Genomic DNA, 21,698 nt, shown 5'->3' on the forward strand with positions numbered 1-21,698 from the left:
CAGTTTCTTTCCTTTTTTGGCTTAAAATGCTAACTGAAACAAGATTAAAACGAACTTTTTTGATATAATGTTGGTAAATAATTCGCAAAAGAGGTTGAGAAATGAAACTGCTTGTTGTCGGTTCGGGTGGTCGTGAGCATGCGATTGCTAAAAAGTTACTTGAATCAAAAGGGGTTGAAAGAGTCTTTGTAGCTCCTGGGAATGACGGTATGACTCTGGATGGTCTGAAATTGGTAAATATCTCTATTTCCGAACATTCTAAATTGATTGAGTTTGCAAAAGCCAACGATATTGCTTGGACCTTTATAGGGCCAGATGACGCCCTTGCAGCTGGTATCGTGGATGATTTTAACCAAGCTGGTCTCAAAGCCTTTGGTCCGACAAGATTGGCGGCAGAGTTGGAGTGGTCCAAGGATTTTGCTAAGGAAATCATGGTCAAATACGGCGTTCCGACAGCAACCTATGGCACATTCTCAGATTTCGAGGAAGCCAAGGCCTATATCGAAAAGCAGGGTGCGCCTATCGTAGTCAAGGCGGATGGCCTGGCGCTTGGGAAGGGTGTCGTCGTTGCGGAGAGGGTTGAGCAAGCGGTCGAAGCAGCTCACGAGATGCTTTTGGACAATAAATTTGGTGACTCAGGTGCGCGTGTGGTTATTGAGGAATTCCTTGAAGGAGAGGAATTTTCACTCTTTGCCTTTGTCAATGGGGACAAGTTCTACATCATGCCAACAGCGCAAGACCACAAACGTGCCTATGATGGCGATAAGGGGCCTAACACTGGTGGGATGGGTGCCTATGCGCCAGTTCCACACTTACCACAGAGTGTAGTTGATACAGCGGTTGAGACTATTGTCAAGCCAATCCTTGAAGGGATGATCAAAGAAGGCCGTCCGTATCTTGGCATCCTCTATGCAGGGCTTATCCTGACAGCAGAAGGTCCTAAAGTCATCGAGTTCAATGCTCGCTTTGGAGATCCTGAAACACAGATTATCTTGCCTCGTTTGACATCTGACTTTGCACAAAATATTACAGATATTCTGGATAGCAAGGAGCCAAACATCACCTGGACGGATAAGGGTGTGACTCTGGGTGTGGTTGTCGCATCCAAGGGCTACCCGCTAGACTATGAAAGGGGCGTTGAGTTGCCAGCCAAGACAGAAGGCGATGTCATCACCTACTATGCAGGGGCTAAGTTTGCGGAAAATAGCAGAGCACTGATCTCAAACGGCGGACGAGTTTATATGCTCGTTACCACAGCAGCCACCGTCAAAGAAGCCCAAGCCAGCATCTACCAAGAACTATCCCAACAAAAAATAGAAGGACTCTTCTACCGAACAGATATCGGAAGCAAGGCAATTAAGTAAAGATATAAGAATAACGCGCCGTAGTCGCCAAACACGATAATGGTCGTCGTGGTGAAAAGACCAGAACAGTGAATGTTCTGGTCAGGGGGAAACTTTGAGACCTTAGGCTCAAAGTTTAGGAATGAAACCGAAGGTTTGCTTCCGTCCCCACCACCTAAGACCATTATCAAAAAAGAAGAAAAAAGGAAAAATTATGACTAAACCAATTATTTCCATCATCATGGGCTCAAAATCCGACTGGGCAACCATGCAAAAAACAGCAGAAGTCCTAGACCGCTTCGGTGTAGCCTACGAGAAGAAGGTTGTCTCTGCCCACCGCACACCAGACCTCATGTTCAGACATGCCGAAGAAGCTCGTAGCCGTGGCATCAAGGTCATTATCGCAGGTGCAGGTGGCGCAGCCCACTTGCCAGGAATGGTAGCTGCCAAAACAACCCTTCCAGTCATTGGCGTGCCAGTCAAATCTCGTGCCCTTAGTGGCGTGGATTCACTCTATTCTATCGTTCAGATGCCGGGTGGGGTGCCTGTTGCGACAATGGCTATCGGTGAAGCTGGTGCGACAAATGCGGCTCTCTTCGCCCTCCGTCTTCTTTCAGTAGAGGATCAAGCTATCGCGACGGCTTTGGCAGATTTTGCAGAAGAACAAGGAAAAATCGCAGAGGAGTCTACCAATGAGCTCATCTAAAACAATCGGAATTATCGGTGGCGGTCAACTGGGTCAGATGATGGCCATTTCTGCTATCTACATGGGGCACAAGGTTATCGCGCTGGATCCTGCGGCGGATTGCCCGGCCTCTCGCGTGGCGGAAATCATTGTGGCACCTTATAACGATGTGGACGCCCTCCGTCAGTTGGCAGACCGTTGCGATGTCCTCACTTACGAGTTTGAAAATGTCGACGCTGACGGTTTGGATGCCGTTATCAAGGATGGACAACTCCCTCAAGGAACAGATCTGCTCCGCATTTCGCAAAATCGTATTTTTGAAAAGGACTTTTTGTCAAACAAGGCTCAAGTCACTGTGGCACCCTACAAGGTCGTGACTTCTAGCCTAGACTTGGCAGATATCGACTTGTCGAAAAACTATGTCCTCAAGACTGCGACTGGTGGCTACGATGGTCATGGACAAAAGGTTATTCGTTCAGAAGCAGACTTGGAAGCAGCCTATGCGCTAGCAGACTCAGCAGACTGCGTCTTGGAAGAATTTATCAACTTTGACCTTGAGATTTCTGTCATCGTGTCAGGAAATGGCAAGGAGGTGACGTTTTTCCCAGTTCAGGAAAATATCCACCGCAACAATATCCTGTCTAAGACCATCGTACCAGCCCGCATTTCTGAAAGTCTAGTAGACAAGGCTAAAGCTATGGCAGTGCGAATCGCAGAACAACTCAACTTGTCTGGAACTCTCTGTGTGGAAATGTTTGCGACTGATGATGACGTTATTGTCAATGAAATCGCCCCACGACCACATAACTCTGGGCACTATTCTATTGAAGCCTGTGATTTCTCTCAGTTTGACACCCATATTCTCGGTGTTCTCGGAGCACCATTACCAGTCATCAAACTCCATGCGCCAGCCGTTATGCTTAATGTCCTCGGTCAGCATGTCGAGGCTGCTGAGCAATATGTGACAGAAAATTCAAGCGCCCACCTCCACATGTATGGTAAAATAGAAGCGAAGCACAACCGCAAGATGGGACATGTGACCTTGTTTAGTGATGTACCGGATAGTGTGGATGAGCTTGGGGAAGGGATTGATTTTTAGGACAAGTCTATGATACAAATTATCGTTAATACATTTATTGAAAAGGATAAGACTGGAGCAGTTGTTGAAGTGTTGTATGCCAGTGCTGACCAAGATAAGGTACAAGCTAAATATGAAGAACTAGCTGCACAATACCCCGAAAATTATTTAGCTATCTATGATGTACCGCTGGATACGGATTTGAATACACTAGATCATTACCCGTCTGTGTTTATTGAAAAAGAGGAGTTTGAGTAGAAATCTTGGTTTACCTAGATAGCTTATTCCCAACAGCTTAAGAAGAAAGGAAAAATTAACACATGATCAACCGTTACTCTCGCCCTGAGATGGCGAATATTTGGAGTGAAGAAAATAAATACCGTGCTTGGCTTGAGGTGGAAATCCTCTCTGACGAGGCATGGGCTGAGTTGGGGGAAATCCCTAAGGAAGATGTGGCTTTGATTCGCAAGAAGGCGGACTTTGACATCGACCGTATTTTGGAAATTGAGCAGGAGACGCGCCACGATGTGGTGGCTTTCACGCGTGCGGTTTCTGAGACTCTTGGTGAAGAGCGCAAGTGGGTTCACTATGGGTTAACTTCTACCGACGTGGTGGATACTGCTTATGGTTACCTCTACAAGCAGGCCAACGACATCATCCGTCGTGACCTTGAAAACTTCACTAATATCATCGCTGACAAGGCCAAGGAGCACAAGTTCACCATCATGATGGGGCGTACTCATGGTGTGCACGCTGAGCCGACAACCTTTGGTCTTAAATTGGCAACTTGGTACAGCGAAATGAAACGCAATATCGAGCGTTTCGAGCATGCAGCTGCTGGTGTAGAAGCTGGTAAGATTTCTGGTGCGGTTGGGAACTTTGCCAATATCCCACCATTTGTAGAGGAGTATGTCTGCGATAAACTTGGCATCCGTGCCCAAGAAATCTCTACACAAGTCCTTCCTCGTGACCTTCACGCTGAGTACTTTGCGGTTCTTGCCAGCATTGCGACTTCAATCGAACGTATGGCGACTGAGATTCGTGGTCTACAAAAATCTGAGCAACGCGAAGTAGAAGAGTTCTTTGCTAAAGGGCAAAAAGGGTCTTCAGCAATGCCTCACAAACGCAACCCAATCGGTTCTGAAAATATGGCTGGTCTGGCGCGTGTCATTCGTGGTCACATGATTACGGCTTATGAAAACGTCGCTCTCTGGCACGAACGCGATATTTCTCACTCATCAGCTGAGCGTATCATCACACCAGATACGACCATTTTGATTGACTACATGCTCAACCGTTTTGGAAATATCGTCAAGAACTTGACAGTCTTCCCAGAAAATATGATCCGAAACATGAACTCGACTTTTGGTCTTATCTTTAGCCAACGGGCTATGTTGACATTGATTGAAAAAGGCATGACCCGTGAGCAAGCCTATGACTTGGTGCAACCAAAAACAGCCTACTCTTGGGACAACCAAGTAGACTTTAAACCACTTCTTGAGGCAGATTCAGAAGTAACATCACGTCTCACTCAAGAAGAAATCGATGAAATCTTCAACCCAGTTTATTACACCAAACGAGTGGATGATATCTTTGAACGTCTTGGACTAGGTGATTAATTAAAAAATAAACAGCGAGCTTCAATCTCGCTGTTTATTTTTTATCGAAAAGACTTAGTCTTCTTTTCTTTTAGTGAGTCCATAGGCTGCTAGTGTGGACATGAGTCCTGCGACTACTAGTCCTGCAGAATCGTGAGTTCCTGTTTCAGGAAGTTTTTTCTCTGTTACCACAGGAGCTGGATCTTGAGGAAGAGCTTTGCTTTCCTCAGCAGGAGCAGTTGATGGAGCTGGTTGGCTTGGGATTTCTAGTTTTGGTTTTTCTTCAGCAATAGCGGCTTGTCCGTTTTCATCGCCTACATGTGTTACCATAGTTCCGACTTCGACTATTTGAGTAACGGCTTCCTGTGCTACGACACTATTTACAAGTGTTTTCACTTCCTTACCATCGGCAGAAGTGCTCACAGAGTAGAAGTTGCTACGATGTCCATTGACGCCCTTAGTAATGACTTGTGTTTTTCCTTTGAGTAAGAGTGGATTTTCACGAGTCACTGTGGTAAATGGAATTTCTTCTTTTTGGATATCCAGTCTAGGTTTTACCTCAGTAGTTGGTGCAAGACCACTTTCATCACCCTTGTGAGTTACAGGAGCGCCAACTTCAACCACTTGGTTTATAACTTCTTTGGTTACCTGGCTATCAAGGACTGTTTCTGTTGTTTTTCCATTTTCAGTGAGTACAGAGATGTAATGAGTTCGTTCACCTTTGACTCCTGCTGTGATAATATTTTCCTGACCAGCTGGGAGGTTAGGATTTTCTTTCTTGATAACTTCAAATGGAATTTCTTCAGTTCTTGTGATGAGTTCTGGTCTGGTTTCAACATTGGCAGCCACTTCATTTTCATCTAGGCTTCCTGAATGAGTTGCAGCTGGTTTGAGGCCTTGAAGAGCGGCTTTTAGGTTGGCTACAAGTGTGTCAAGCTCAGCTTGTTTATTACGGTTGAGGTTGTAATTTAGAGCTGTTTTAGCTGCGTCAAGGGCCTCAAGACTTTCTTTACTATATCCTTCTAAGTTTGTAGGAATTTTAGCTAATTCTTCGCGGAGAGCATTATAATTAGCACGGAAGTAGTCTTTGTTGTGGTCTGCAAAGGCAGTCATGAGTTCAAAGATTTCCTCTTCCTTGTATTCAGCGCTTGGTCTATCTGCCCAGATTGAAAGCATACTTCCGACTGTTGGAAGATCTACTTCAGGATATTTGGTAGAAGCTAGTTGATTGAATGGTGTTTTTCCAGAATTTTCAATTGCCTTTGAAAGAGGATAAGCTTCATCTTGTTTGTGATTTCCTAAAACATAGTACCAGTCACCGTTGGTATTCAAGAACTTATAACCTTTGTTTGCCAGATACTGAGGTGACGCAAGGTTGTAGCCCCACCAGCCTTTAGACCAGTAAGAAATCAAGACATCTTTATCGAATTCAGCATCATCCTTGTCTTCGTAATAGAAGCCATCGTTGAAGGCCATTGGTTGTAGCCCTCTTTCCTTAGCCATAGCAGCTAGACTGTTAGAATAGTCTGCAAACTTGTTATAGAGTCCATACCATTTGAGGTAGTACCAACCTTGGGCGTTGGTCGCATCATTGGCATATTCATCTGTACCATAGTTGAATATCTTTGATTTATCAGCAAAGTAATCCATATACTTACCGATAAGGGCTTTGGTAAAGTTAAGGGCTTCTTGATTTTCAAGGTCCATGGTTGTTTTTGAAACTTTATCAAAGTTTGCTTGAGGATTTTTAATACCTAATTTTTCCATGGCAACCAGCATAGCATCCATGTGACCTGGACTGTTAATAGCTGGGATGAGACCGATGTCCTTAGATTTAGCGTATTCAATTAGCTCTGTCACTTCTGCCTGTGTTAGTGCAGTACCGTTTGGATCGTCGTAGTAAGCTTTAGTTCCTTCGATAATAGCTTTTTTAACGTCATCACTAGCATAGGTTTTTCCGTTGGCAGTAATGGTCATATCATCGAGTAGAAAGCGAAGTCCGTCATTTCCTAGAAGGAGATGAACATCAGAATATCCGAGCTCACTGGCCTTGTCTACGATGCGTTTGAGCTGGTTCAGAGTAAAGTATTTGCGACCTGCATCGATGGAAATGACTTTATTCTTATTCAGTTTTTCAAGTTCGCGTTTAGCATCCTCTTCTTTTTGTGCTTCTGGAGTTAAAGCCAAGTTTTTAATAGCATCTTGAAGGCTTGCGATTGCTTGATCAATCGTATCCTGTTGAGCACGGCTGAGGTTGCTATCGAGTGAACGGATGGCTTTTTCAGCTTCTTTGACAGCAGCAAAACTTTCAGCAGTATAACGGTTAGAGTCTTTTGGAATAGTTTCTAGTGCTTTTTCTGCAGGTTGATAGTTGGCTGCGAAGTATTCAGCGTTGGCATTTGCAAAATGACGCATGAGTTTGAAGAGGCGAGATGGAGAATAACGTGCAGATGGGGTATCGGCCCAAGCAGCTACCATACCACCGATGATTGGGACATCAGCTCCTTCTGTTTTTGGTACAGAAGTGATTGGTGTGTTTTTAATACCATTGAGCCCCTGATCGAGATTGTACCAACCTTGGTCATCAGCGTTTCGTCCAAGAACGTAGTACCAAGCATCATTGGTATTAAGGATTTGGTGACCTTTTTCAGCTAGTAGTTTAGAAGAAGCGACATCGTAGCCTCCCCAACCACCAGTCCACATAGAAACGATGATGTCTTTGTCAAAACTACCAAAGCTTGTGTCGCTATTGTAGTAGATACCGTCGTTAAAGGCCATTGGTTTGAGACCGTGCGATTTTACAATACGAGCGAGGTCATTGGCGTAGGCAATAAATTTTTCATAGCCTTTTACAGGGTAGCCTTCGTTTGGATAGTATTTATCAGCTTGAAGCACACTCCAACCTTTAGCATCTGTCGCATCATTGGCATATTCATCAAGTCCGATGTTGAAGATTTCAGTTTTTTTCGCGAAATAAGCAGCATACTTGTCGATAAGGGCTTTTGTAAAAGCGACAGCTTGTTCGTTGTCAAGATCGACAGTACGGGCTGATTCCTTCCCAAAATAGCTAAAGTTAGGGTTTTGGATTCCCAATTCTTTCATGGCATTGAGAATCGCATCCATGTGACCAGGACTATTTACTGTCGGAATGAGACCGATACCTTTATCTTTTGCATAGTTAATCAGATCTGTCATTTGACTTTCTGTTAAGTGATTGCCGTTTGGATCGTTGTAATAATCATTTGTACCTTTTTCAATGGCGCGTTTGACATCGTCACTGGCATAGGTCTTGCCGTTAGCTGTGATGCTCATATCGTCCAACATGAAACGAAGTCCATCATTTCCGACTAATAGGTGTAAATCAGTGTAGCCATAATGTTTCGCTTTATCGATGATTTCCTTGAGCTGTTCTGGTGAGAAATATTTACGTCCAGCATCAATAGAAACAATTTTCTTTTTCGCTAGTTTTTCACTTACAGTTGCAGCACGTTCCTTTCCTGCCTCTGTTGCCGGTTTGTCAGCCTCTGCTTTCGCTTCATTTTTTTTAGCATCTTTTTCAGCTGGTTTATCCTTGTCAGTCTTGTCTGTATTTGACTCTTTAGAATCAATCTCTTTAGCTTCTTCTGCCTTTTTATTAGCAGTTTCTTTTTCAGCAGAAGTTGGAGTTACCACCTCTGCTTTATCACTAGGAGTTGAACTAACTTCCTCTTGTGGTTTTTCTTCTGTTTTTGGAAGACTAGCTACCTTATCAGTAGCTGGAGTTTCTGTTTCTACAGTTTTTGGAGCTTCTGGTTGAAGCTCTGCTTTAGGTGTTTCCTCAGTCCGATTTTCGGATGATTGAGGGGAATCAGAAACCGTATGGATGGTCGGTTGGTTTTCTGTAGTAGTAGGAGTAACTCCATCGGCTGCAACAGTCTGTGCTTGGAAGGCAAATCCAATTAGAACAGAAGCTGCTCCTACAGCGTATTTACGAATAGAAAAACGCTGTTGTTTTTCATGTTTCATTGCAAAACCTCCTGATTGTATTGTTATATTGATAGCGATTATATAAATCAACGCCTTTATTTTATTTCTTATATTAACGAGAGTCAAGAGGAGATGACAAAAAACTATAATAAGTATAAAAAAATATAAAATTTAAGCTTAAGATTTCAGATTAGTCGGAAAAAATACGTATATATATCTAGTATAATTTTTGGTTCTATTTCTATAAAATATTCCACAAATTATAGAATCTTCCAAAAATAGGTAAGCGCTACCTTTTTGGTGTGGTATAATAAGCATAGAAAAAGCCCGAGCGATTAGGCTCAGGCTTTCTTCTTAGTGATCACGGTCACATGAGATGAATTTAATCTTGTAGTAATCAGATCGTTTGTAAGTTTCACTGTATTCTAAAACTTGGCCAGTTGATTCGAGTTTGGTGATTTTAGTTTGTAGGACAGTAGGGAATTGTTCATCGACTCCGAGGACTGAAGCCGCATGTTCTGGAGTTGGAAAGACTATTTCGTTGATTTCTTCAAAGTGTTCATCATTCATGTGAATGTGGTAGTCTAACTTGAAACGATTATAGATAGAACTATAGTATTCAAGGTTTGGATAATTTGCGTTGATATATTGTTCTGGGATGTAGGATGTATGGTAGATATAAACGACACCGTTTGATTCGCGGATACGTTCAATCTTGTAGTAGAATTGATCGCCGCGTAGACCCAATTTTTCCAAGTAAACAAGCTTGTTTCCGCGTTCAATTGAAAGAACAGTTACCTTATCATCTTTAGCATTGAAGAGTTCAATATCTGAAAACTCTACAAGCTTGTGTTTGCGTGCACGTGAAACGAAGGTTCCTTTTCCTTGTTGGCGGACAATATAGCCATCTTTGGCAAGGTCGTTTAAGGCGCGAACAACTGTGATAGAGCTGACATCGTACATTGAAATGAGTTCTGCTTCAGTGTAAAATTTATCTCCACTGCTAAACTGCCCAGAGATGATTTTATTTTTTAATTCGTCTTTTATGTATTGATATTTGGGAATTGCCATATTTTTACCTCTATTTTCCTTCTCCATAGAAAATTTTACCATAAAAGCGAAAAAAATAGTAGTCTTTTGAATAAAAAATTAGATAACAGATTAAAAAATTAAGTTACATAGGCATTGCTCATATTTTATAAATGTATTTTATACAAAATTATTTTAGGTTCTCTATTCCGAATGTAAAGAGCGTTTGAAATGGGTCTGAAAATGTTTGAAACTAATTGAACGTGTGTATAATAGTAAAATTACAGTAAATATTCCGACAATTTCTATTGACAATTCAAACAGATTGGTTTATAATTACTATAACAACGAGTGAAAGCGCAAACTTTGCAATCAAAAGGTAGTTTTATGACACGATTTGAGATACGAGACGATTTCTATTTAGATGGGAAACCGTTCAAGATTTTGTCCGGCGCCATTCATTATTTTAGGATTCCTCCAGAGGATTGGTATCATTCGCTCTATAACTTGAAGGCTCTTGGTTTTAATACGGTAGAGACTTATGTGGCTTGGAATTTACACGAGCCTCGTGAGGGTGAGTTTCATTTTGAAGGAGCTCTGGATTTGGAGCGATTTCTACAGACAGCGCAAGACTTGGGTCTCTACGCTATCGTTCGTCCGTCACCCTTCATCTGTGCGGAGTGGGAATTCGGTGGTTTACCAGCCTGGCTCTTAACCAAAGACATGAGGATTCGTTCTTCAGATTCTGCCTATATTGAGGCTGTCGGTCGCTATTATGATCAGCTCTTGCCACGACTGGTTCCACATCTGTTGGACAATGGTGGCAATATCCTCATGATGCAGGTTGAAAATGAGTATGGTTCTTATGGAGAAGATAAGGCTTACCTGAGAGCCATTCGACAGCTGATGGAAGAGCGTGGCGTAACCTGTCCTCTCTTTACATCAGATGGTCCTTGGAGAGCTACTCTGAAAGCGGGAACCTTAATCGAAGATGACCTCTTTGTAACAGGGAACTTTGGTTCTAAGGCACCTTACAACTTTTCACAGATGCAGGAATTCTTTGATGAGCATGGCAAGAAATGGCCGCTCATGTGTATGGAGTTCTGGGATGGCTGGTTCAATCGTTGGAAAGAACCGATTATCACACGGGATCCTAAGGAATTGGCAGATGCAGTTCGAGAGGTTTTGGAACAAGGCTCCATCAATCTTTACATGTTCCACGGTGGTACAAACTTTGGCTTCATGAATGGTTGCTCAGCTCGAGGGACTTTGGACCTGCCACAAGTTACATCTTATGATTACGATGCTCTTCTGGATGAAGAAGGAAATCCAACTGCCAAATACTTGGCAGTCAAGAAGATGATGGCAACACATTTCCCAGAGTATCCGCAGTTAGAACCACTCTACAAAGAGAGTATGGAGTTGGATGCTATACCAATAGTAGAAAAAGTTTCCTTGTTTGAAACCTTGGATAGCTTGTCAAGTCCAGTAGAAAGCCTCTATCCTAAAAAGATGGAGGAGCTGGGACAAAGCTATGGTTACTTACTCTATCGAACAGAAACAAACTGGGATGCAGAAGAAGAAAGACTTCGTATCATTGACGGTCGAGATAGGGCCCAGCTGTATGTCGATGGTCAGTGGATTAAAACCCAATATCAGACAGAGATTGGGGAAGATATTTTTTATCAAGGTGAAAAGAAAGCGTTATCTAGGATTGACATATTGATAGAAAATATGGGGCGTGTCAACTATGGGCATAAGTTCTTAGCAGATACGCAACGTAAGGGAATTCGGACAGGGGTTTGTAAGGATTTGCATTTCTTACTGAACTGGAAACACTATTCACTCCCACTAGACAATCCTAAGAAAATTGATTTTTCAAAAGGATGGACTCAAGGACAACCAGCCTTTTACGCTTATGACTTTACAGTCCAAGAGCCAAAAGATACTTACCTAGACTTGTCTGAGTTTGGTAAGGGAGTTGCCTTTGTCAATGGGCAGAATCTAGGACGTTTTTGGAACGTCGGCCCAACCCTCTCACTTTATATCCCTCATAGCTATCTCAAGGAAGGTGCCAACCGCATCATCATCTTTGAAACAGAGGGCCAATATAAAGAAGAGATTCATTTAACTCGTAAACCTACACTAAAACACATAAAGGGGGAAAACTTATGACAATTGTAGGATGCCGTATCGATGGACGTTTGATCCACGGACAAGTAGCCAATCTTTGGGCTGGAAAACTAAATGTTTCACGTATTATGGTTGTAGATGACGAAGTTGTCAACAACGATGTTGAAAAGAGTGGTTTGAAACTTGCGACACCACCAGGTGTAAAATTGAGTATTTTGCCAATTGAGAAAGCGGCAGCCAATATTCTTGCTGGTAAATACGATAGCCAACGTCTCTTTATCGTTGCTCGTAAACCAGACCGCTTCCTTGGTTTGGTAGAAGCAGGTGTACCACTTGAAACCCTTAATGTTGGGAATATGTCTCAAACACCAGAAACTCGCCCTATCACACGTTCTATCAACGTAGTAGACAAGGATGTGGAAGATTTCCACAAATTGGCAGAAAAAGGTGTTAAACTTACTGCTCAAATGGTTCCAAATGATCCAATTTCAGACTTTTTGAGCTTATTAAAATAGGAAAAAATTTTTTAGGAGGTCATTGTTATGATACAATGGTGGCAAATTTTACTTCTCACTTTGTACTCAGCTTATCAAATCTGTGATGAGTTGACGATCGTTTCATCTGCAGGTTCCCCTGTATTTGCTGGTTTCATTACTGGTTTAATCATGGGAGATGTGACTACTGGTTTGCTTATCGGTGGTAACTTGCAACTGTTCGTTCTTGGGGTTGGTACCTTCGGTGGTGCTTCTCGTATCGACGCAACTTCTGGTGCGGTTCTTGCGACAGCCTTCTCTGTTTCACAAGGAATTGATGCACCGCTTGCCATTACTACAATCGCTGTACCAGTAGCAACTCTCTTGACTTACTTCGACGTTCTTGGTCGTATGACTACTACCTTCTTCGCTCACCGTGTGGATGCTGCCATCGAACGCTTTGACTATAAAGGTATTGAACGCAACTACTTGCTTGGTGCGATTCCTTGGGCTTTATCTCGTGCCCTTCCAGTCTTCTTTGCCCTTGCTTTTGGTGGTGAATTTGTACAAGGCGTAGTAGACTTCGTTACAAAATACCAATGGATTGCAGATGGTTTGACACTCGCAGGACGTATGCTTCCAGGTCTTGGATTTGCAATCTTGCTTCGTTACCTTCCAGTTAAACGTAACCTTCATTACCTTGCTATGGGATTTGGTTTGACAGCTATGTTGACTGTTCTTTACTCATATGTAACAGGTCTTGGTGGCGCTGTTGCTGGTATCGTAGGTACTCTTCCTGCTGAAGTTGCTGAAAAAATTGGTTTCGTGAACAACTTCAAAGGATTGTCTATGATTGGTATCTCTATCGTAGGTATTTTCCTTGCAGTGCTTCACTTCAAAAATAGCCAAAAAGTAGCTGTAGCAGCACCTTCTACACCATCAGAAAGTGGGGAAATCGAAGATGACGAATTCTAATTACAAACTAACAAAAGAAGATTTTAATCAAATCAACAAACGTAGCTTGTTTACTTTCCAATTAGGTTGGAACTACGAACGTATGCAAGCTTCTGGTTACCTTTACATGATCTTGCCTCAGTTGCGTAAAATGTATGGGGATGGAACTCCTGAATTGAAAGAAATGATGAAAGTTCATACTCAATTCTTCAATACTTCACCATTCTTCCATACTATTATCGCTGGTTTTGACCTTGCCATGGAAGAAAAAGATGGTGTAGGTTCAAAAGACGCCGTTAACGGTATCAAGACAGGTTTGATGGGACCATTCGCTCCTCTTGGGGATACAATCTTTGGTTCACTTGTACCTGCTATCATGGGGTCAGTCGCAGCAACTATGGCTATCGCTGGCCAACCTTGGGGGATCTTCCTTTGGATTGCAGTTGCAGTAGCGTATGACATCTTCCGTTGGAAACAGTTGGAATTTGCTTACAAAGAAGGGGTTAACCTTATCAACAATATGCAAAGTACCTTGACAGCTTTGATTGACGCTGCATCTGTACTTGGTGTCTTCATGATGGGTGCTCTTGTAGCAACAGTGATTAACTTTGAAATTTCTTACAAGTTGCCAATCGGTGAAAAGATGATTGATTTCCAAGACATCTTGAACCAAATCTTCCCACGTTTGCTTCCAGCAATCTTTACTGCCTTTATCTTCTGGTTGCTTGGTAAGAAAGGTATGAACTCTACTAAAGCTATCGGTATTATTATCGTACTTGCTTTAGCTCTTTCTGCCCTTGGTCACTTTGCACTTGGAATGTAATTTCTTATGACTAAATCATTAATTTTGGTGAGCCATGGTCGCTTCTGTGAGGAGCTTAGAGGTAGCACAGAAATGATTATGGGCCCACAAGACAACATTTACACAGTAGCTCTTCTTCCAGAAGATAGCCCAGAAGAATTTACTGCTAAATTTGAAGCTGTTATTGAAGGGTTAGATGATTTCCTAGTTTTTGCGGATCTTCTCGGTGGAACACCGTGTAACGTGGTCAGTCGTTTGATTATGGAAGGTCGTGACATCGAACTTTACGCAGGGATGAATCTTCCAATGGTGATTGAATTTATCAATGCGAGCCTGACAGGCGCAGATGCGGACTATAAGATCCGTGCTGCAGAAAGCATTGTGAAAGTTAATGATCTGTTAGCGGACTTCGATGATGACGAAGATGAATAATACTCTTCGAAAATCTCTTCAAACTACGTCAACGTCGCCTTGCCGTAGGTATATGTTACTGACTTCGTCAGTCTTATCCGGCAACCTCAAAGCAGTGTTTTGAGCTGACTTCGTCAGTCTTATCCGGCAACCTCAAAACGGTGTTTTGAGCTGACTTTGTCAGTCCTATCCGGCAACCTCAAAGCAGTGCTTTGAGCTGACTTCGTCAGCCTTATCCGGCAACCTCAAAACGGTGTTTTGAGCTGACTTTGTCAGTCTTATCCGACAACCTCAAAGCAGTGCTTTGAGCAGCCTGCGGCTAGTTTCCTACAGATTTTAGTTGGAACTCGATTCAATTCATGTGACAACGTGAAAATCGTTAGAGCATTTTATATAGAATATACATGGGAATGGAGTTTACTCCCATTCCCATCTTTAATAGAAAAAGAGGAACTCAATGCTATATTATACAAAAGAAGACTTGCTCGAATTGGGTGCAGAAATCACTACGCGTGAAATCTACCAACAGCCTGATGTATGGAGAGAAGCTTTTGAATTTTATCAAGCAAAACGTGAAGAAATTGCAGCCTTCCTACAAGAAATCGCTGATAAACATGACTATATTAAGGTTATCTTGACAGGTGCTGGGACTTCTGCTTATGTGGGAGATACCTTGCTACCTTATTTTAAGGAAGTCTATGACGAACGCAAATGGAATTTCAATGCCATTGCAACAACAGATATCGTTGCCAATCCAGCAACCTATTTGAAAAAAGATGTGGCAACTGTCCTTGTGTCTTTTGCTCGTAGTGGGAACTCGCCTGAAAGTGTGGCGACTGTTGATTTGGCCAAATCCTTGGTGGATGAGCTTTATCAAGTGACGATTACTTGTGCAGCAGATGGTAAATTGGCTCTTCAAGCTCACGGTGATGACCGTAATCTCTTGCTCTTGCAACCAGCTGTCTCTAATGATGCTGGATTTGCCATGACTTCTAGCTTTACGTCTATGATGTTGACAGCTCTCTTGGTCTTTGATCCTACAGAATTTGCTGTTAAGTCTGAACGTTTTGAAGTTGTATCTAGTCTTGCCCGTAAAGTTTTAGACAAGGTAGAAGATGTCAAAGAGCTCGTTGATTTAGACTTTAACCGTGTCATCTATCTAGGCGCTGGTCCTTTCTTTGGACTTGCTCATGAAGCTCAGCTCAAGATTTTGGAATTAACTGCTGGTCAAGTTGCGACCATGTATGAAAGCCCAGTTGGCTTCCGTCACGGTCCAAAATCTCTTATCAACGAAAATACAGTTGTTTTGGTCTTTGGTACAAGGACAGACTACACTCGCAAGTACGACTTAGACTTGGTTCGTGAAGTTGCTGGTGACCAGATTGCTCGTCGTGTTGTGCTTTTGAGTGATCAAGCTTTTGGTCTTGAAAATGTCAAAGAAGTGGTCCTTGGTTGTGGCGGTGTCTTGAATGATATTTATCGTGTCTTCCCTTACATCGTTTATGCCCAACTCTTTGCTCTATTGACTTCACTCAAGGTAGAAAATAAACCAGATACACCGTCTCCTACAGGTACCGTAAACCGTGTGGTACAAGGTGTTATCATCCACGAATATCAAAAGTAAGACAGTGTTTATGAATTCTTGACAAGAGGATTTGTAAATTATCAGATAAACCATAGATTGTCAGTAGGCTTTCTATGGTTTGTTTGCTTGAGAGAAATAGTAAAAGGAGAACAGAATGAAAGCATACACAGAGCGTGTGTTTGGAAATGTTGAGGGCAAGGATGTCTTGGCCTATCGTTTTGAGACGGACGGTGGCTACCAGCTTGAAGTCATGACTTATGGTGCGACTATCTTGCGTTATGTCACACCTGATAAGGCTGGAAATTTTGCCAACGTTATTTTGGGATTTGATGACTTTGATAGCTATGTAGGTAATAGCCCCAAGCATGGAGCTAGCGTAGGTCCTGTGGCAGGTCGTATTGCTGGCGCGACCTTTGAGCTTAATGGCAAGACCTATGACCTTGAAGTCAACAATGCTAGCAACTGTAACCACAGTGGTTCAACTAGTTGGGATTCGAGTTTGTTTGAATTGGTTGAAGTGAGCGACCATGGCTTGACCCTCTACACAGAGCGTACAGATGGGACAGGAGGATTTCCTGGTAATCTCAAGATTTGGATTAGCTACAACTTGGAAGAAACTGGTGCCTATGAAATCAGCTACAAGGTAATGACCGATCAGGATACGCTGGTCAATCCAACCAACCACAGCTATTTCAACTTGTCTGGTGATTTCACGCAGACGATTGACCGTCATGTCTTCCAACTAAACACAGAGGGCATTTACTCAATCGCTCCTGACGGTGTTCCTGCCAAAACTCCAGAAGCCAACCGTGATGTGGTCAAACACGTCTACAATGGTACCTTGTTGAAGGATATCTTTGCAGAAGAAGATGAGCAAATCCAGCTGGCATCAGGTTTGGATCATCCATTTGCCCTTCCTGCAGGCCATGACAATGCTGGATTCCTTTATGACCAAAATTCAGGTCGCTTCCTGCTTTTCAAGACAGAAGCTCCTTGCTTTGTGGTCTACACAGCAAACTTTGTGGATGAAAGTGTCATCATAGGAGGTCAGCCAATGCTACAGCACAATGGGATTGCCCTTGAAGCGCAAGCTTTACCAGATGCCATTCACAGCGACCTCAAAGACCAAGTCATTCTTAAAGCTGGTCAAACCTTCACCAGTAAGACACGTTATGAACTTGTTGTGAAATAAAAAAGCTGGTCAAAAAGTCTTTAAAATTAAAATAACGCATATTGTCAGGTGATGAAAAGTTTGATAATATGCGTTTTATTATGAAATGATTTACTTTATATTATCCTGAAATGGTGTTATTTTTGAGTTATCTGGCTTGACTTTCTTGATGGAAATTATACAATAGTTGTAATAATTACAACGAGAAAAGAGGACCATTTATGACCTATGAATACAAGAGTCACATTTATTTGGCAGAGACAGTTTTAAATGTAAAGGATTTGGCCAGTCAAACAGCCTTTTATCAGCAAGTTATTGGTTTAGAAATCTTATCTCAAACTGAGACAGAGTCCATTCTAGGCCTTGGTGGAAAAGTCTTGGTACAGCTGATTCAAGCACAAGAGAGCGGAGAAGTGAGGGAACATTGTGGTCTTTACCATTTGGCCATTCTCTTGCCCACACGCAAGGCTTTGGCTGATGTCTTGAAACACCTGACAGATTTACAGATTCCTCTTGTCGGCGGTGCAGACCATGGTTACAGTGAAGCTATTTACTTGGAAGATTTGGAGGGAAATGGCATTGAACTCTATCGAGATAAGCCGGTTTCCACATGGGATATTCGAGAAGATGGACGCATTATCGGAGTGACGGAGGCTCTTGCGGCGCAGGACATTTATGAGTTGGGGGAAAGAGTAGAGCCCTTTATCTTGACAGAAGGTACGAGAATGGGGCATATTCATCTTTCCGTCAAGGATAGTCGAAAGTCCAGCCAGTTTTATCAAAAGGTGTTAGGGCTAGAGGATAAATTCAGTGTGCCTAGCGCTAGTTGGATTGCGGCTGGAGATTACCATCATCATTTAGCAGTTAACGAATGGGGAGGAAAAGGTCTGGATTCGCGTAAGCAAGGCTTACCAGGTTTAGCCTACTATGTCATCGAAGTCGCACATAAAGAAGAACTGTTAACGATTGCCCAACGAGCACAAGAAGTTGACGCACCAATCAAATGGATGACATCGAGCCAATTGGAAATCACAGACTCAGATGGAATTGTGACTCGTATTTGCTTAGCTCGATAGACAGGATGTGATGAAAATCAGAGCATCAATTGTAGAAAGTGGTTTTTATTCTAGTATTAGCTTTTCCTCAGTTCATCAGCCTCCTCCTTGACACTCCGTCAATTTTTGATACAATAGTACAAAATTAGAGGAGGCAGGCTATGATTCAGAAACATGTGATTCCTATTTTAGAGTTTGATGATAATCCTCAGGCGGTTATCATGCCCAATCACGAGGGGCTGGACTTGCACTTGCCCAAGAAATGTGTCTATGCATTTTTAGGTGAAGAGATTGACCGCTATGCGAGGGAAGTAGGGGCGGACTGTGTCGGCGAATTCGTTTCAGCCACCAAGACCTATCCAGTCTATGTCGTGAACTACAAAGGCGAGGAGATTTGTCTGGCTCAGGCTCCTGTTGGTTCAGCTCCAGCAGCCCAGTTTATGGATTGGTTGATTGGCTATGGTGTGGAGCAGATTATTTCCACAGGTACCTGTGGTGTGCTAGCCGATATAGAGGAAAATGCCTTTCTAGTCCCTGTTCGCGCTCTGCGAGATGAAGGAGCCAGTTACCACTATGTGGCACCTTCTCGTTATATGGAAATGCAGCCAGAGGCTATTGCTGCCATTGAGCAAGTTTTGGAAGTCAGAGGGATTCCCTATGAAGAAGTCCTGACCTGGACGACAGACGGTTTTTACCGAGAAACGGCTGAAAAGGTGGCTTATCGTAAGGAAGAGGGCTGTGCTGTTGTGGAGATGGAGTGTTCTGCGCTTGTGGCAGTAGCCCAACTGCGAGGGGTTCTCTGGGGAGAATTGTTGTTCACAGCTGATTCCTTAGCAGACTTGGACCAGTACGATAGTCGTGACTGGGGATCGGAAGCTTTTGAGAAGGCGTTAGAACTGAGTTTAGCAAGTGTTGTGCAACTTTAGTCGCTTTTCTCGGCAGTTTCTTATCTTAGTGAAGGAGAACTTTAAAAGCTTGATTGATGATTATTTTTTGCCGAATAAAATAGGAAGTCGGTAGTTTTTAGACGTTTCTAGAAATGGACGAGTTTGGATAACCTCTTTTTTAGGATAAGCGTACGCGATGTTTTGTCCATTCCTATTTGAGATATTTCTTTTGTTTTATGGTACAATGGAAACATGTTATTCAAATTATCTAAGGAAAAAATAGAGCTAGGCTTATCTCGTTTATCGCCAGCCCGTCGTATTTTTTTGAGTTTTGCCTTGGTCATTTTACTAGGCTCTCTTCTTTTGAGCTTGCCCTTTGTCCAAGTTGAAAGCTCACGAGCGACTTATTTTGATCATCTTTTCACTGCTGTCTCTGCAGTCTGTGTGACAGGTCTTTCAACCCTTCCAGTAGCTCACACATATAATATCTGGGGTCAAATAATCTGTTTGCTCTTGATTCAGATCGGTGGTCTAGGACTCATGACCTTTATTGGAGTTTTCTATATCCAGAGCAAGCAAAAGCTTAGTCTTCGTAGCCGTGCAACTATTCAGGATAGTTTTAGTTATGGAGAAACTCGATCTTTGAGAAAGTTTGTCCATTCTATTTTTCTCACAACTTTTCTAGTTGAGGGTTTGGGAGCTCTATTCCTCAGTTTTCGTTTTGTTCCACAACTTGGCTGGGGGCGCGGTCTTTTTAGTTCCATTTTTCTAGCTATATCCGCCTTCTGTAATGCAGGTTTTGATAATTTGGGGAGCACCAGTTTATTTGCTTTTCAGACCGATTTACTGGTCAATCTGGTGATTGCAGGCTTAATTATTACAGGTGGTTTTGGCTTTATGGTCTGGTTTGATTTGGCTGGTCATGTAGGAAGAAAGAAAAAAGGGCGCCTGCACTTTCATACGAAGCTTGTACTATTATTGACTCTAGGTTTGTTGTTATTTGGAACGGCAACTACTCTCTTTCTTGAGTGGAACAATGCTGGAACGATTGGCAATCTCCCTGTTGCCGATAAGGTTTTAGTTAGCTTTTTTCAAACAGTGACGATGCGAACAGCAGGCTTTTCTACGATAGATTATACTCAGGCTCATCCTGTGACTCTTTTGATTTATATCTTACAGATGTTTCTAGGTGGGGCACCTGGGGGAACGGCTGGGGGGCTCAAGATTACGACATTTTTTGTCCTCTTGGTCTTTGCGCGAAGTGAGCTTTTGGGCTTGCCTCATGCCAATGTTGCGAGACGAACGATTGCGCCGCGAACGGTTCAAAAATCCTTTAGTGTCTTTATTATCTTTTTGATGAGCTTCTTGGTAGGATTGATTCTGCTAGGGATGACAGCCAAAGGCAATCCTCCCTTTATCCACCTCATATTTGAAACCATTTCAGCTCTTAGTACAGTTGGTGTAACGGCAAATTTGACTTCTGATCTTGGGAAATTGGCTCTCAGTGTTATCATGCCACTTATGTTTATGGGACGAATTGGTCCCTTGACCTTGTTTGTTAGCTTGGCAGATTACCATCCAGAAAAGAAAGATATGATTCACTATATGAAAGCAGATATTAGTATTGGTTAAGAAAGGAAAGAGAATGTCAGATCGTACGATTGGAATTTTAGGATTGGGAATTTTTGGGAGCAGTGTCCTAGCTGCCCTAGCCAAGCAGGATATGAATATTATCGCTATTGATGACCACGCAGAGCGCATCAATCAGTTTGAGCCAGTTTTGGCGCGTGGAGTGATTGGTGACATCACAGATGAAGAATTATTGAGATCAGCAGGGATTGATACCTGCGATACCGTTGTCGTCGCGACAGGTGGAAATCTGGAGTCGAGTGTGCTTGCGGTTATGCACTGTAAGAGTTTGGGGGTACCGACTGTTATTGCTAAGGTCAAAAGTCAGACTGCTAAGAAAGTGCTAGAAAAGATTGGAGCTGACTCGGTTGTCTCGCCAGAGTATGAAATGGGGCAGTCTCTAGCACATACCATTCTTTTCCATAATAGTGTTGGTGTCTTTCAGTTGGATAAAAATGTCTCTATTGTGGAGATGAAAATTCCTCAGTCTTGGGCAGGTCAAAGTCTGAGTAAATTAGACCTCCGTGACAAATATAATCTGAATATTTTGGGCTTCCGAGAGCAGGAAAATTCCCCATTGGATGTTGAATTTGGACCAGATGACCTCTTGAAGGCAGATACCTATATTTTGGCGGTCATCAACAACCAGTATTTGGATACCCTAGCAGCATTGAATTTGTAAAAGAGGGAGCTTCCCTCTTTTTTGATGCTTAAGATGGTAAATAGAGACAGAAGCCTTGTATTCTAGTAAAAGTTCTTCAAAGGCTGGACTTTATGGTAGAATAGAAAGCAGTGACAAGAGAGAGTAATACTCTTCGAAAGTCAAATTTAAACCACGTCAACGTCACCTTGCCGTAGGTATAGGTAACTGACTTCGTCAGTCTTATCTGCAACCTCAA

Annotated in this window: 18 protein-coding genes; 16 read left to right on the plus strand and 2 right to left on the minus strand. The window is 42.6% G+C overall.

The window, feature by feature from the left end; all coding sequences use genetic code 11:
- Positions 1-101: 101 nt before the first annotated feature.
- The 5 genes from purD to purB all read left to right on the plus strand — a co-directional run bounded on the left by purD (position 102) and on the right by purB (position 4,725).
- Positions 102-1,364 carry a phosphoribosylamine--glycine ligase gene (gene purD, locus HT693_RS05470; RefSeq protein WP_138705027.1) on the plus strand — a complete coding sequence of 421 codons (1,263 nt, stop codon included), beginning with the start codon at positions 102-104 and terminating at the stop codon, positions 1,362-1,364.
- Positions 1,365-1,557: 193 nt separating this feature from the next.
- The gene (gene purE, locus HT693_RS05475; protein ID WP_000165491.1) at positions 1,558-2,049 is read left to right on the plus strand and encodes a 5-(carboxyamino)imidazole ribonucleotide mutase; all 492 of its coding nucleotides are present in this window, start codon (positions 1,558-1,560) and stop codon (positions 2,047-2,049) included.
- Positions 2,036-3,127, plus strand: coding sequence for a 5-(carboxyamino)imidazole ribonucleotide synthase (gene purK, locus HT693_RS05480; RefSeq protein WP_000099012.1), 1,092 nt, complete (start codon positions 2,036-2,038; stop codon positions 3,125-3,127). The genes purE and purK overlap by 14 nt, the downstream gene beginning before the upstream one ends.
- 9 nt (positions 3,128-3,136) lie before the next feature.
- Positions 3,137-3,364: a hypothetical protein gene (locus HT693_RS05485; protein WP_000614701.1), complete on the plus strand. Its 228-nt coding sequence runs from the start codon at positions 3,137-3,139 to the stop codon at positions 3,362-3,364.
- 62 nt (positions 3,365-3,426) lie between these two features.
- Complete coding sequence (gene purB / locus HT693_RS05490) at positions 3,427-4,725, plus strand: adenylosuccinate lyase (RefSeq protein WP_172924994.1); 1,299 nt, start codon at positions 3,427-3,429, stop codon at positions 4,723-4,725.
- Positions 4,726-4,779: 54 nt separating this feature from the next.
- On the opposite strand, the gene strH is transcribed toward purB, so the two are convergent.
- Both strH and HT693_RS05500 read right to left on the minus strand, forming a co-directional pair.
- A complete protein-coding gene (gene strH / locus HT693_RS05495) occupies positions 4,780-8,709 on the minus strand; it encodes an LPXTG-anchored beta-N-acetylhexosaminidase StrH (protein WP_172924996.1) in 3,930 nt (1,309 codons plus the stop codon).
- Positions 8,710-9,024: 315 nt separating this feature from the next.
- On the minus strand, positions 9,025-9,741 hold the full coding sequence (locus tag HT693_RS05500) for a GntR family transcriptional regulator (protein ID WP_001007202.1): 717 nt from the start codon (positions 9,739-9,741) through the stop codon (positions 9,025-9,027).
- 345 nt (positions 9,742-10,086) lie between these two features.
- Here HT693_RS05500 and HT693_RS05505 point away from each other — a divergent pair, with 345 nt between their 5' ends.
- The 11 genes from HT693_RS05505 (at position 10,087) to HT693_RS05555 (ending at position 21,481) form a co-directional block, all read left to right on the plus strand.
- Positions 10,087-11,874: a beta-galactosidase gene (locus tag HT693_RS05505; protein WP_172924998.1), complete on the plus strand. Its 1,788-nt coding sequence runs from the start codon at positions 10,087-10,089 to the stop codon at positions 11,872-11,874.
- Positions 11,871-12,347: a PTS system mannose/fructose/N-acetylgalactosamine-transporter subunit IIB gene (locus HT693_RS05510; protein ID WP_000156972.1), complete on the plus strand. Its 477-nt coding sequence runs from the start codon at positions 11,871-11,873 to the stop codon at positions 12,345-12,347. Before HT693_RS05505 ends, HT693_RS05510 begins: the two co-directional genes overlap by 4 nt.
- Positions 12,348-12,374: 27 nt before the next feature.
- Complete coding sequence (locus tag HT693_RS05515; RefSeq protein WP_000617007.1) at positions 12,375-13,280, plus strand: PTS mannose/fructose/sorbose/N-acetylgalactosamine transporter subunit IIC; 906 nt, start codon at positions 12,375-12,377, stop codon at positions 13,278-13,280.
- Positions 13,267-14,082 carry a PTS system mannose/fructose/sorbose family transporter subunit IID gene (locus HT693_RS05520; protein WP_000185298.1) on the plus strand — a complete coding sequence of 272 codons (816 nt, stop codon included), beginning with the start codon at positions 13,267-13,269 and terminating at the stop codon, positions 14,080-14,082. Before HT693_RS05515 ends, HT693_RS05520 begins: the two co-directional genes overlap by 14 nt.
- A gap of 6 nt (positions 14,083-14,088) precedes the next feature.
- A complete protein-coding gene (locus HT693_RS05525; protein WP_023932930.1) occupies positions 14,089-14,493 on the plus strand; it encodes a PTS sugar transporter subunit IIA in 405 nt (134 codons plus the stop codon).
- 436 nt (positions 14,494-14,929) lie between these two features.
- Positions 14,930-16,096 carry an SIS domain-containing protein gene (locus HT693_RS05530; RefSeq protein WP_023932934.1) on the plus strand — a complete coding sequence of 389 codons (1,167 nt, stop codon included), beginning with the start codon at positions 14,930-14,932 and terminating at the stop codon, positions 16,094-16,096.
- Between the two features lie 115 nt (positions 16,097-16,211).
- Positions 16,212-17,249: an aldose epimerase family protein gene (locus HT693_RS05535; protein ID WP_172925000.1), complete on the plus strand. Its 1,038-nt coding sequence runs from the start codon at positions 16,212-16,214 to the stop codon at positions 17,247-17,249.
- Between the two features lie 200 nt (positions 17,250-17,449).
- Complete coding sequence (locus tag HT693_RS05540) at positions 17,450-18,304, plus strand: VOC family protein (protein ID WP_000220708.1); 855 nt, start codon at positions 17,450-17,452, stop codon at positions 18,302-18,304.
- Positions 18,305-18,444: 140 nt separating this feature from the next.
- Positions 18,445-19,209, plus strand: a complete 765-nt coding sequence (locus HT693_RS05545; RefSeq protein WP_050208264.1) for a nucleoside phosphorylase — start codon at positions 18,445-18,447, stop codon at positions 19,207-19,209.
- A gap of 213 nt (positions 19,210-19,422) precedes the next feature.
- Positions 19,423-20,802, plus strand: a complete 1,380-nt coding sequence (locus tag HT693_RS05550) for a TrkH family potassium uptake protein (protein WP_000897723.1) — start codon at positions 19,423-19,425, stop codon at positions 20,800-20,802.
- A gap of 13 nt (positions 20,803-20,815) precedes the next feature.
- On the plus strand, positions 20,816-21,481 hold the full coding sequence (locus HT693_RS05555; RefSeq protein ID WP_001283900.1) for a TrkA family potassium uptake protein: 666 nt from the start codon (positions 20,816-20,818) through the stop codon (positions 21,479-21,481).
- The last annotated feature ends 217 nt before the right edge of the window (positions 21,482-21,698 follow it).

This window comes from Streptococcus sp. 2154 (assembly GCF_013277255.1).
Taxonomy (GTDB): Bacteria; Bacillota; Bacilli; order Lactobacillales; family Streptococcaceae; genus Streptococcus; species Streptococcus pseudopneumoniae.